Source organism: Tenacibaculum sp. MEBiC06402 (assembly GCF_049239625.1).
Taxonomy (GTDB): Bacteria; Bacteroidota; Bacteroidia; order Flavobacteriales; family Flavobacteriaceae; genus Polaribacter.
On record NZ_JBMKKT010000084.1, the window covers coordinates 41,367 to 53,469 of the forward strand.

At 31.1% G+C, this 12,103-nt stretch carries 12 protein-coding genes; 8 read left to right on the top strand and 4 right to left on the bottom strand.

The genetic code is table 11. The features are described from left to right. From ACOSP6_RS03105 to rfbB, 8 genes are read left to right on the top strand one after another with little or no spacing between them, the layout of a single operon-like run. Entirely contained in the window at positions 1-894 is an 894-nt protein-coding gene (locus ACOSP6_RS03105; protein ID WP_422092926.1) for a hypothetical protein, read from the top strand. Next, the gene (locus ACOSP6_RS03110; protein WP_422092927.1) at positions 894-1,784 is read left to right on the top strand and encodes an NAD-dependent epimerase/dehydratase family protein; all 891 of its coding nucleotides are present in this window, start codon (positions 894-896) and stop codon (positions 1,782-1,784) included. The genes ACOSP6_RS03105 and ACOSP6_RS03110 overlap by 1 nt, the downstream gene beginning before the upstream one ends. Further along, positions 1,784-2,761: a UDP-GlcNAc--UDP-phosphate GlcNAc-1-phosphate transferase gene (locus ACOSP6_RS03115; protein ID WP_422092928.1), complete on the top strand. Its 978-nt coding sequence runs from the start codon at positions 1,784-1,786 to the stop codon at positions 2,759-2,761. Before ACOSP6_RS03110 ends, ACOSP6_RS03115 begins: the two co-directional genes overlap by 1 nt. A 1-nt stretch (position 2,762) precedes the next feature. Then, positions 2,763-3,347 carry an acetyltransferase gene (locus ACOSP6_RS03120; protein ID WP_422092929.1) on the top strand — a complete coding sequence of 195 codons (585 nt, stop codon included), beginning with the start codon at positions 2,763-2,765 and terminating at the stop codon, positions 3,345-3,347. Between the two features lie 54 nt (positions 3,348-3,401). Next, on the top strand, positions 3,402-4,277 hold the full coding sequence (gene rfbA / locus ACOSP6_RS03125; RefSeq protein WP_422092930.1) for a glucose-1-phosphate thymidylyltransferase RfbA: 876 nt from the start codon (positions 3,402-3,404) through the stop codon (positions 4,275-4,277). 2 nt (positions 4,278-4,279) lie between these two features. Further along, a complete protein-coding gene (gene rfbC, locus ACOSP6_RS03130) occupies positions 4,280-4,834 on the top strand; it encodes a dTDP-4-dehydrorhamnose 3,5-epimerase (protein ID WP_422093051.1) in 555 nt (184 codons plus the stop codon). A gap of 1 nt (position 4,835) precedes the next feature. Further along, positions 4,836-5,687: a dTDP-4-dehydrorhamnose reductase gene (gene rfbD / locus ACOSP6_RS03135; RefSeq protein ID WP_422092931.1), complete on the top strand. Its 852-nt coding sequence runs from the start codon at positions 4,836-4,838 to the stop codon at positions 5,685-5,687. A 4-nt stretch (positions 5,688-5,691) separates the two neighbouring features. Beyond that, on the top strand, positions 5,692-6,753 hold the full coding sequence (rfbB, locus tag ACOSP6_RS03140) for a dTDP-glucose 4,6-dehydratase (protein ID WP_422092932.1): 1,062 nt from the start codon (positions 5,692-5,694) through the stop codon (positions 6,751-6,753). 44 nt (positions 6,754-6,797) lie between these two features. On the opposite strand, the gene ACOSP6_RS03145 is transcribed toward rfbB, so the two are convergent. From ACOSP6_RS03145 to cdd, 4 genes are all read right to left on the bottom strand, one after another. Continuing rightward, complete coding sequence (locus ACOSP6_RS03145; RefSeq protein ID WP_422092933.1) at positions 6,798-8,678, bottom strand: LysM peptidoglycan-binding domain-containing protein; 1,881 nt, start codon at positions 8,676-8,678, stop codon at positions 6,798-6,800. Between the two features lie 36 nt (positions 8,679-8,714). Continuing rightward, complete coding sequence (gene guaA / locus ACOSP6_RS03150; protein ID WP_422092934.1) at positions 8,715-10,250, bottom strand: glutamine-hydrolyzing GMP synthase; 1,536 nt, start codon at positions 10,248-10,250, stop codon at positions 8,715-8,717. 49 nt (positions 10,251-10,299) lie between these two features. Then, the gene (locus ACOSP6_RS03155; protein ID WP_422092935.1) at positions 10,300-11,361 is read right to left on the bottom strand and encodes a 3-oxoacyl-ACP synthase III family protein; all 1,062 of its coding nucleotides are present in this window, start codon (positions 11,359-11,361) and stop codon (positions 10,300-10,302) included. A gap of 227 nt (positions 11,362-11,588) precedes the next feature. Next, a complete protein-coding gene (gene cdd / locus ACOSP6_RS03160; RefSeq protein WP_422092936.1) occupies positions 11,589-12,071 on the bottom strand; it encodes a cytidine deaminase in 483 nt (160 codons plus the stop codon). Between the last annotated feature and the right edge of the window lie 32 nt (positions 12,072-12,103).

A 12,103-nucleotide genomic window follows, 5' to 3' on the forward strand; every position in this document is an offset into this window, starting at 1 on the left:
ATGAAAATAATAGCTTTTACAACAAATAAAATTCTTCTACATCATTGTAAACTGATTAATGAGAAATTTAAAGAGGAGATTCTTTGGAATGTAAAAAGAAGTGTTAAAGATTATCTCAAAGATATTTTTCGGGTTAAAATAATAAGAAAAGATATCTTATTTATTTATAATACTAGCTTAGCTAATTTATTAACTTCAATAATCTCAATACCATTCGGAAGCAAGGTGATATTTCATTTACATGACCCAATTCCGCATTCAGGAATTTTAAATCCATTTATTTATATAATAAACTTCTTCCAAGTTCTAGTATCGAAAAAAGTTTGTATATTTTCAGAAGAGATTAGAAAAGACATACTGAAATATTATATTATAAAAAATAATAATATTCATGTACTAACTCATGGAACTCCTATTTTTAACTACAAAAAAAGTCCAATTCCATTAGATAAATTAAATATAGGTTTTTTTGGTAGAAATTTACCCTATAAAAACCTTAATCAATTTTTAAAAATCGCAAAGAGTAATAAAAATATAAGCTTTTACATAATTGGTAAAGGTTACGATAATGTGGACTTATCGGAGAACGTAAAATTATTTGATGACTTTATAGACAACGATCTTTATTATTCAATGATGCTAGAAATGGACTATATTTTATTGCCTTACAAACAAGTTTCCTTTAGCGGGATAGTGTCGGATTGTATAAATCTTGAAAAAAAAATGATTGTTTCTGACATTATTTTTCGAAAATATAAAAATAAAAATATGTCTATGCTTAAAAGTTTGAATTTCAACGAATTACCTAAGCAAAATAATATTGGTTTTGAAAATTTTAAATCTAGCTGGGAAAATTATTCAATAGGATTAAAAAATATTATAGAATTATTATAATGGATAAAGTTTTAATAACTGGAAGTACGGGTTTTTTAGGAAAGGATATAGTTAAGTTTATTAGGGAAAAAACTGATTGTACTTTTACTAGTGTTGGAAGATCTAAAGAAAACGACATTATTATTGATTTGTCAAAAGCTAGACCTAAAATAAGTCAAGTCTATGATGTCGTTATTCATGCGGCGGGAAAAGCACATTTAATTCCTAAAACCGATATAGAGAAAGAAGAGTTTTTTAATGTAAACTATCTTGGAACTAAAAACCTTTTAAAAGGATTGGAAAACAATATGCCTGATACTTTTATTTTTATTAGTACAGTATCGGTTTATGGGGTAGATTTTGGAGAAATGATAGACGAGTCTTTTCCTTTGAATGGAACTAGTCCATATGCATTAAGTAAAATAAAAGCTGAAAGAGAGGTGTCGAACTTTTGTAGAAATAATAATGTTAACTGTGTCATTTTGAGATTACCTTTGGTTGCAGGTGAAAATCCTCCTGGAAATCTAGGAGCTATGATTAAAGCAATTAAAAAAGGTTATTATTTTAGAATTGGAAAGGGGCAAGCAAGAAAGTCCATTGTCTCAGCTCAAGATATTGCACAATTTATACCTCATTTATATGGTAAAAATGGTATTTATAATTTAACCGATACTTTACATCCAACTTTTAAAGAAATAGAAGATTATATAGCTTCAAAATTTAATAGAAAAATAATTAAACTCCCCCAAGTTTTATTTTTCGTTTTAGCCAAAATAGGAGATGTGTTGCCATTTTTTATAATCAATACTGATAAATTACATAAAATAACCAAGTCTTTAACATTCTCGAATGAAAAAGCAATTAAAGAATTAGGTTGGAGTCCAAGTTCTGCATTACAATCAATAAAATAATGAATTATTTAATAATATTTTTAGTTCTATCTGCCTTATCATTTATATACTTAAAACTCGCAGATAAGTTCAATATCATAGATAAACCCAATCATAGAAGTTCTCATACCGTACCAACAATTCGAGGAGGTGGAATTCTTTTTTATTTTGGAATTTTAATTTATTTCTTACTCTTCGGATTCAAATACCCATATTTTGTCATTGGTGTAACATTGATTTCCATTATTAGTTTTATAGACGATATTATTTCCTTAAAAATACTGGTAAGGTTACCATTTCAATTCTTAGCAATAGCTTTAAGTTTATATCAGGTAGAAATAATTTTGGACTCAGGAATTTCATTTGAATCTTTTTTAGTCGCCTTTCCACTTTTATTTGTTGGTGTAGCGTTTATTAATGGATACAACTTCATGGATGGAATTAACGGAATCACTGGTTTTTATAGTATCGTTAGTCTAATAAGTTTGTTTGCTATAAATCATTATGAAAATCTAATAGATTCAGAGCTCCTAGCTTCGGTCTTTATATCGATTTTGGTTTTTGGTTTTTATAATTTTAGGAAAAAAGCTAGGATGTTTGCGGGAGATATCGGGAGTATTTCGATGGCCGTTTTGATATTTTTCGTAGCAGCTTTACTTATTTATAAAACCAAAGCTCCAGTTATATTATTACTAGTCGCAGTTTATAGTGTCGACACTATTTTAACGATGATACACAGAAAAAGAATAGGAGAGAAGTTAACGGAGCCGCATAGAAAACATATTTATCAAGAAATGGTTCACACACTAAAGATGTCTCATTTGAGTGTGTCAGCCATATATGGAGTTTTACAATTAGTAATTAATACTGTGGCGTTTTTTACTTATAAATTAGGCTTTGTTTATCAAGTGATTATTTTATTATCTGTTACCGCGTCTGTTATAGGGCTATATTTAGTAGGGTTTAATAAAATTAAAAAAATGAAATCTTCGCAATAAAATGAAAAAAATCGCTATTATCGGATCTGGAGGATTGGGAAGAGAAGTCCATGGAATTATTCAAGCAATAAATAGAAAGAATCCTGCATGGGATTTTATTGGGTTTTACGATGATAGTTTAACCGATGAATTAATTAATGGTTACCCTGTTTTAGGCAAAATAGATGATTTAAATCAAATAAAGGAACAACTTGAAGTAGTAATTGCAATTGGAAATCCAAAAGTTAAAGAGTTAATAAAGAATAAAATAACCAATCCAAAAATTAAGTTTCCAAACTTAATTCATCCTTCGGTAGAAATTTATTCAGAGGAAAATGTAGTTCTTGGTCAAGGGGTTGTAATAGCAGCTAATTCAGTATTAACAGTTAATATAGAAATTTCCGATTTCGTATATGTCAATACTGCTGCTGTAATAGCACATGATACTAAAATAGGAACTTTTAGTATGATTATGCCTACAGTATCTATTTCAGCTGGAGGAATAATAGGTAAAAAGGTTTATATTGGGAACGGAGCAAAGATTGATTATTCTATTAATATTGAGGATAATACCAAAATTAAAGCCGGTTCTATCTTAACTCAATAAAAACAGTTCTTTTTAACTTATTTGCTTAATTTTAAAGCTTTATACTATATTTTAATGAAAGGAATAATATTAGCAGGAGGTTCAGGTACAAGACTGTATCCAATAACAAAAGGAGTTTCAAAACAGCTACTTCCAGTGTACGATAAACCCATGATTTATTATCCTTTGTCGGTTTTAATGCTTTCTGGAATTAAGGAGATTTTAATTATTTCTACTCCACATGATTTACCAAATTTTGAAAAACTTTTAGGATCAGGAACTGATTTAGGTATACAAATAAGTTATGCCGAACAACCATCTCCAGATGGTTTAGCTCAAGCTTTTATTATAGGAGAAGAGTTTATTGGGAATGATGACGTTTGTATGGTATTAGGTGATAATATTTTTTATGGGCATGGTCTTCCAGAGTTATTTAAAAAAGCAATAGATAATGTTCAGAAGGAACAAAAGGCTACCATTTTTGGATATTATGTTAAAGATCCTGAACGTTATGGTGTTGTTGAATTCGATGATGAGGAGAATGTAATTTCAATAGTAGAGAAGCCAAATGCTCCTAAATCTAATTATGCTGTTGTTGGATTGTACTATTATCCTAATTCGGTAGTTAAAGTAGCTAAGCAGGTCAAACCATCAAAACGAGGAGAATTAGAAATCACATCTGTAAATCAAACCTATTTACAACAAAACAAATTGAAAGTTGAATTAATGGGAAGAGGTTTCGCGTGGTTAGATACTGGTACACATGAATCTTTAATGGAGGCGGGTCAGTTTATAGAAACAATTGAAAAAAGACAAGGACTTAAAGTAGCATGTTTAGAAGAGATAGCATATTACATGGGTTATATTACAAAAGAACAAGTTAAAGTGTTAGCCGAACCCTTGAAAAAGAATAGCTATGGCCAATACCTTTTAAGTTTGGTAAAAGAATAATGATGAATTTTAGAGAGACGAAAATAAAAGATTTAACGATTCTAGAACCAAAAGTGTTTGGAGATCATCGTGGATATTTTTTTGAATCTTTTAATGCAAATGCATTTGAAGAAAATATTTATGAGGTGAATTTTGTTCAAGATAACGAGTCAAAATCTTCGAAAGGCGTACTAAGAGGATTACATTTTCAAAAACCTCCTTATGCTCAAGCAAAGCTTGTAAGATGTGTAAAAGGTAGCGTGTTAGATGTGGCAGTTGATCTTAGAAAAGATTCTCCAACATATGGAGAATATGAAGCCGTTGAATTATCAGAACATAATAAAAGACAGTTTTTTGTTCCAAGAGGATTTGCACATGGATTTATAGTACTGTCTGAAGAGGCAATCTTTTCATATAAAGTTGATAATTGGTACGCTCCAGCTCATGAATCCGGAATTTTATGGAATGATGAAACTTTAAATATAGATTGGAAGATTGATGTTAAAGACGTTATACTTTCTGATAAGGATAAAGAGCTTTCAGCATTTAGTAATTTTCAAAGTCCTTTTGACTACTAATATGAATGTATTAATAACAGGGGCTTCTGGCCAATTGGGATCAGAAATATTTCATGAATCTAAAAAAAGCTCTCATACTTTTTTCTTTGAAGACTCAAAAGGTTTAGATATTACAAATTCTTTGGAGGTTGGGCGTTATATAACAAAGAATAACATCGATTTTGTAATTAATTGTGCGGCGTACACAGCTGTAGATAATGCAGAAGAAGATCAATTCAGAGCTATAGAAGTAAATGCTGTAGGTGTTAAAAACATAGTTGAAGGATTGAAAGATAGAGGAAAAATGATTCATGTTTCTACAGATTACGTTTTTAGTGGAAATGGTAACGTTCCTTTCAAAGAAAATGACGAGGTTGATCCGGTAAATTTTTATGGTGTTTCAAAACAAAAAGGGGAAGAGTATTTTTTAAATTCCAATATAGAAGGCACAATAATTAGAGTTTCATGGTTATATTCTTGCTTCGGAAAAAACTTTGTAAAAACAATGTTGCGTTTGGGGAAAGAAAAGGATAATATTAATGTTGTGTCAGATCAAATTGGAAGTCCGACGTATGCAAAGGATTTAGCAAAACTATGTATTTTAATGTTAGATAAAAATCTTGATAAAGATTGTAAGATCTATCATTATTCTAATGAGGGCGCTATTTCTTGGTATGAATTTGCACGGGAGATTATGATAATTGCGAATTTATCGTGTAAAGTGAATCCAATAGAAACAAAAGATTATCCCACTTTAGCTAAAAGACCTTATTTTTCGGTTATGAATACTGATAAAATAAAAGAAGATTTTAATATTGATATTCCTTTTTGGAAGGATTCATTAGAAGAATGTATAAAGAATTGTAAAGAGTAAGTTTATGGAGAATATTTTAATAACTGGAGGAGCGGGCTTTATTGGTTCACATGTTGTTCGATTGTTTGTCAAGAAATATCCGAATAAACGCATTATAAATCTTGATGCCCTAACTTATGCAGGTAATTTAGAAAATTTGAAGGATATCGAGAGTGAGGAAAATTACACTTTTATAAAAGCAGATATTTGTGATTTTAATTCAGTCAATTCAATTTTTAAAGAATATAATATTGACAGTGTAATTCATTTAGCTGCTGAGTCTCACGTGGATCGCTCTATTAAGGATCCATTGGCATTTGCGTATACAAATGTGATTGGAACCTTAAATTTATTACAGGCTGCTAAAATTCAGTGGAATGGTAATTTTTCAGATAAATTATTTTATCATATCTCAACGGATGAGGTTTATGGTAGTTTAGGGGATGATGGCTTTTTTACAGAAGACACACCTTACGATCCGCATTCACCTTATTCTGCTTCAAAAGCTTCTTCGGATCACTTTGTAAGATCATTTCATGACACTTATAATTTACCAACAATTATTTCAAATTGTTCAAATAATTATGGTTCTTATCAATTTCCAGAGAAGTTAATCCCTCTCTTTATTAATAACATATGCAATCATAAACCATTGCCTGTTTACGGAAACGGAGAAAATGTGCGAGATTGGTTGTTTGTTGAAGATCACGCGAGAGCTATTGATGTTATTTTTCATGAGGGTAAAGTAGGAGAAACGTACAATATCGGAGGTTTTAATGAGTGGAAAAATATTGATTTAATAAAAGTGCTTATCAAAACCGTAGATAAGATTTTAGGGAATCCTTTAGGTACATCAGATAAATTGATAACTTTTGTAAAAGACAGAGCTGGTCATGATTATCGATATGCAATAGATTCGAGTAAATTGAAAAATGAATTAGGGTGGGAACCTTCTTTACAGTTTGAAGAAGGAATTGAGAAAACTATAAAATGGTATCTTGATAATCAAGATTGGGTCAAGAATGTAACTAGTGGCGATTATCAGAATTACTATAAAGAAATGTACGATAACAAAAAACCGATATAATCAGAATATTATATCGGTTTTTTATTATGAATTGATTTGTGCTATTATTTCAATCGTTCAAGAAATAAATCCTTGGTATATTTTACAATAAACAATCCTCTATTATTTGTCGTTCCTAAAAACTTCTTCTTGAAATCGAACTTATTTACAAGTCTCATTGAAACTCCTTCTTTATAAGTGTCAGTTAAATCTTCACCAGAAGCTAATCTAATTAGAACATCGTAGGTCAAATCGAACCCTCGAATGGCATATTCAGAAGGATTTGCTCTATTTCTCTTTTTGTATTTTTTTACAAAAGATTTAAGATTCTCATCATTGTCGTCATAATAATTATCTGTGACAAATGTGAAGTCGATTCTTGCCAGGATGTTATTATCAATACCTTCATAAGCATCTGTTTTGTCAATTGAGAAAACTTGAGCAGTAACATCTTCAGGAAGTACAACCATACTGTTAATTGCATCTGCTAAGTAAGATTCTTTATCAGAGGTTAGAATTACCCAATTATGAACATTTGGTTTCATCTTATCTGTAAAGCGTTCCTTTTTTATGTAACCATCCTCTGGTTTTAAAGTGTAGATTTGTGTTATTGAATCGTTCTTCTTGAATAGCTTTTCGATAAATTCAAGTTGTTCATCAGATTCTTTTTTTCCATCACTTACAATAAAAATTGTTTCTCCATTGTAAATCTCATTTAGGTATTCTACTAAGAAAGCACTGTGCGTTTCTTTGTCTGGCGCAGACTTCACAATGTTGGATGAAGAAAACTTATCTTGATTATTTGAGAAGTGTGGAAAAACAACAGCATTTTTAGCTTCATCTGCTACTTTTTCAACTTGATCTGAGTAAAATGGACCTATTATAGCATCTCTATCGCCTAATTTATCTTCCTCAATAAGTTGCTCAACATAGCTTCCTCTATTTCCTGTATCAAAAACAGCTACATCTACTTGAATTCCCATACTTGTTATAGAGTCTAAAGCCATTTCAGCTCCTAAATAGAAGTCAGTTACCATATTAGCTACTCTAGCACTACGGTTCGATTTTATTTCGTCAAAAATATCTTCTTCAGGAAGGCTATCAAGCTCTTTGGCCTTAAATGGCAATAAAAAGGCAAGTTTTATAGGTTCAGAAATAGCAATAGTATCAGTGTATATTTTAAAACTATCAGATGTTAATTTCTCTTCAATTGGACGAATTCTTAACACTTGACCAATAGATAACGCATTGTTCTCTATTTCTGGAAATTCAGGATTTAAATCTATTAACTGTTGTTTACTGATGTTATAAAAACGAGTTAAACTATAAACAGTCTCTTTTGGTTGTACAGTATGAGTGACATGATTTTTTAAATCTTCTTCTCTTGAGATATAAACAACTTTTTTCTCAGCTACTTTAACTTTCAGTTTTTGGCCAACACTTAATAAGTTATCCTTGATTTTTGGAAACTCTGGATTTAACTTAATTAACTCATCTTTTGAAATATTATAAGTCTTAGTTAATCGATAAACCGTTTCTCCTGGTTGAACTGTATGAAATTTATAAGAGTATACCGTTCTAACAATTTGTGTAGAATCTGGAGCATCTTTAACTTCATCAATATCTGTTTCAGGAGTTTCAATATCTGTATCTGTTCCAGTGTCAGTATCAGTTTTCACTTCCTTGTCTTTGTCGGTTTTTTGAATTATAGGAAGCGTTTTTTTAAATTCTGGGTTTGGAATAATAATAGTGCTATTCGCTGTTGGATTTTCACCAACATCAGGATTTAACCTTTCTAAATCTTCTGTTTTAACATTGATTTTCTCAGCAATATCTCTCATAGTTTCACCCTGTTGAACTTTGTAAGAGATGTATCTTTTTTGTTGACTACAAGAAACCAAAATTGCTAATACACATGTAATAGCCCAAAATTTTATTTTACTCATATAACTTTTTTTAAACCAAAAATGAGACTTGTTTTTTTATTCCCATTCTATTGTTGCAGGAGGTTTAGAGCTAATATCGTAAACAACTCTGTTTACCCCTTTTACGTTATTTATTATTTTATTTGATGTTTTTTGTAAAAATTCATAAGGTAAATTTACCCAATCTGCAGTCATCCCATCAGTACTTTCTACAGCTCTCAAAGCGACTACTTTTTCGTAGGTTCTTTCATCTCCCATTACACCAACCGAATTTACTGGTAATAAAATTGCACCAGCCTGCCACACATCATTGTATAATCCATTTTCCTTTAAACCATCAATAAAAATAGCATCAACTTCTTGCAAAATACGAACTTTTTCTGAAGTGATATCTCCTAAAATTCTAATGGCTAAACCTGGACCAGGAAAAGGATGTCTTCCTAACAATTCCTTGTCAATTCCCATTGATGCTCCAACACGTCTAACTTCATCTTTAAAGATCATTCGTAGAGGCTCCACAACTTTTAATTTCATAAAATCAGGTAAACCGCCTACATTGTGATGACTTTTAATTGTTGCAGAAGGGCCACCGTTTACGGAAACAGATTCAATCACGTCTGGATAAATTGTTCCCTGTGCTAACCATTTTGCATTTTCAACTTTTGCCGCTTCATCATCAAAAACTTCAATAAATACTCTACCGATTGTCTTTCTTTTTGTTTCCGGGTCGCTAATTCCTTCCAAAGCGGATAAAAAACGTTCAGATGCATCTACACCTTTAACGTTTAATCCCATGCCTTCGTATTGCTTAAGTACATTTTCGTACTCATTTTTTCTAAGAAGTCCGTTATTTACAAAAATACAGTGTAAGTTTTTGCCGATTGCTTTGTGAAGTAAAACACCAGCTACAGTTGAATCAACTCCACCAGAAAGTCCCAAAATAACTTTATCGTCACCTACTTTTTCTTTTAAATCATTAACAGTTGATTCGACGAAAGAATTAGGTGTCCACTCCTGTTGTAACCCAGCAATATCAACTAAAAAGTTTTTCAATAATTGAGTTCCATCTGTTGAGTGATACACTTCCGGGTGAAATTGGATAGCATAAGTAGTTTCACCTTCAATTTTATAAGCAGCATTTTCTACATCATGAGTACTTGCTAGTAAAACGCCATTTTCAGGAAGGTTTTTTATGGTGTCCGAATGACTCATCCATACTTGGCTTCCGGCAGATATATTTTTAAAGAAAGACTCATTTTCTTTTACGAAAGATAAGTTTGCTCTACCATACTCACGTGTATTTGAAGGAGCTACTAATCCACCAGAAAAATGGGCTAAGTATTGAGCTCCGTAGCATACGGCTAATAAAGGTTTTTTACCTCTAATCTCAGATAAGTCTGGATGTGGAGCTTCTTCTGATCTTACTGAGTATGGACTACCCGATAAAATCACGGCTTTAAAATTATCTATGTTCTCTGGAATTTTATTGAAAGGGTGAATCTCACAATAAATATTTAATTCTCTAACGCGGCGAGCAATTAACTGTGTGTATTGCGAGCCGAAATCTAAAATAAGTACGTTGTGTTGTTGCATCCGCAAAAATAATAGTTTGATTTTATTTTTGCTTGTATTTTTTTAGAATTTAATATCTGTAAACAATTGCGTTAATATTCATCCCTGCTCCGACAGAGGCTAATATAATAACATCACCTTTTTCAACCTTGTGATTTTCAATTTTGTTGTTCAAAACTAAGTCTAACAAAGTTGGTACTGTTGCTACTGAGCTATTTCCTAATTTATGAATACTCATTGGCATAATAAATTCAGGGACAGGCTTTTTGTAGAGTCTGTAAAAGCGTTTTATAATTGCTTCATCCATTTTTTCATTAGCTTGATGAATAAAAACTTTTTTAACTTCAGAAATATCAACATTACTTTTATCTAATGCAATTTTCATAGCATTAGGTACATGGGTTAATGCAAATTCATAGATTTTTCGCCCGTACATTTTAATGTAGCGAACATTTGGATCTTCATTTTTGTCGTAGGAATTGCCAAAAAATAAATGAAAAGCTTCTTTTTTAGCAAAAGTTTGCGAAGCATGACTTAAAATTCCACTTTCAGAATCATCTGAAGCTTGCACAATACAAGCACCAGCTCCGTCACTATAAATCATTGAATCTCTATCGTGTTTATCAATAACTCTAGATAACGTTTCTGAACCAATCACTAAAACAGTTTTAGCAATTTCAGCTTTTATAAAAGCTTTTGCCTGAATTACTCCTTCAACCCATCCTGGACAACCAAATAATATATCATAGGCAACACAATTTGGATTGTCAATTTTCAACAAATGCTTCACCCTTGTTGCTAAACTAGGTAGGATATCACTTTGAATGGCATTATTCTTTACATCTCCAAAATTATGAGCAAATATAATGTAGTCTATATCCTCTGAATCAATACCGGCATTTTCAATGGCCTTTTCAGCCGCTAAGTATCCTAAGTCAGAAGCGTTGAAATGATCTTCCGCATATCGACGTTCTTCAATACCGGTAATAGTCTTAAACTTTTGAATAATAACGGTATTATTAGAATCAAAAGAAGAGCCATCTGCGTTTAAAAAACGATTACCACTAAATTGTTTATTTTCCTTCTTAATGGTAGGGATGTAGCTACCTGTTCCAGAAATTACTGCTGTCATATTAAATAAATATTAGGGCTTACTATAACAACAAATAAAAAGGATTTAGTGTGTATAACCTATTAATTATCAAAAGTATATTTTATTTTTATGAATTTCAAAATTTAACACATGTGAAATTGTGTTATTCATAAAATAACTGGGTTAAAAATAACAATATAAAATCTATAACCTTTTAGTAATAGTGGTTTTTGTATGGAAATTCTTAAAAAAATATAAAAAATATATTATAGGTACGAGCTATCAAAAGAAAAGGGTAGAAGTGAAGCCAGAGAATTCACTTTGATAATTTTGCCTGTTTCTCCCATAAATATTATTTCTATTGGTTCCTTTTGATTGAATTCGTATTCGTAAAGTGCTTGTCTACAAGCTCCACAAGGTCCAACAGGATTTTTAACCTCTATTTCAGAGGATGCAGCTGTGATAGCTATTTTTTTTACGGTCATGTTTGGGTATTTCGCTCCCGCACTCCAAATTGCTACTCGTTCTGCACACATACCTGAAGGATATGCCGCATTCTCTTGATTATTTCCAGTAATAATTTCACCATTGTCCAATAATAAAGCAGCTCCAACTTTAAACTTAGAGTACGGAGCATACGCATTTTTTCTGGCGGTTGTAGCCTCTTTCATTAATTCTTGTTCGTCTTGATTTAATTCAGAAACAAGATTATACATTTTCGCTTTTAAAGAAAAATCGATTTCTTTCATAAATTTTAAAGTCAAAAAAAGCAGTCATGGCG

Bases quoted from the DNA above. Each gene is read 5' to 3' on its own strand.
- ACOSP6_RS03155 (WP_422092935.1), bottom strand. From the start codon at position 11,361: ATGACAGCAGTAATTTCTGGAACAGGTAGCTACATCCCTACCATTAAG.
- guaA (WP_422092934.1), bottom strand. From the start codon at position 10,250: ATGCAACAACACAACGTACTTATTTTAGATTTCGGCTCGCAATACACA.
- cdd (WP_422092936.1), bottom strand. From the start codon at position 12,071: ATGAAAGAAATCGATTTTTCTTTAAAAGCGAAAATGTATAATCTTGTT.
- rfbC (WP_422093051.1), top strand. From the start codon at position 4,280: ATGAATTTTAGAGAGACGAAAATAAAAGATTTAACGATTCTAGAACCA.
- ACOSP6_RS03120 (WP_422092929.1), top strand. From the start codon at position 2,763: ATGAAAAAAATCGCTATTATCGGATCTGGAGGATTGGGAAGAGAAGTC.
- ACOSP6_RS03105 (WP_422092926.1), top strand. From the start codon at position 1: ATGAAAATAATAGCTTTTACAACAAATAAAATTCTTCTACATCATTGT.
- rfbB (WP_422092932.1), top strand. From the start codon at position 5,692: ATGGAGAATATTTTAATAACTGGAGGAGCGGGCTTTATTGGTTCACAT.
- rfbD (WP_422092931.1), top strand. From the start codon at position 4,836: ATGAATGTATTAATAACAGGGGCTTCTGGCCAATTGGGATCAGAAATA.
- ACOSP6_RS03145 (WP_422092933.1), bottom strand. From the start codon at position 8,678: ATGAGTAAAATAAAATTTTGGGCTATTACATGTGTATTAGCAATTTTG.
- rfbA (WP_422092930.1), top strand. From the start codon at position 3,402: ATGAAAGGAATAATATTAGCAGGAGGTTCAGGTACAAGACTGTATCCA.
- ACOSP6_RS03115 (WP_422092928.1), top strand. From the start codon at position 1,784: ATGAATTATTTAATAATATTTTTAGTTCTATCTGCCTTATCATTTATA.
- ACOSP6_RS03110 (WP_422092927.1), top strand. From the start codon at position 894: ATGGATAAAGTTTTAATAACTGGAAGTACGGGTTTTTTAGGAAAGGAT.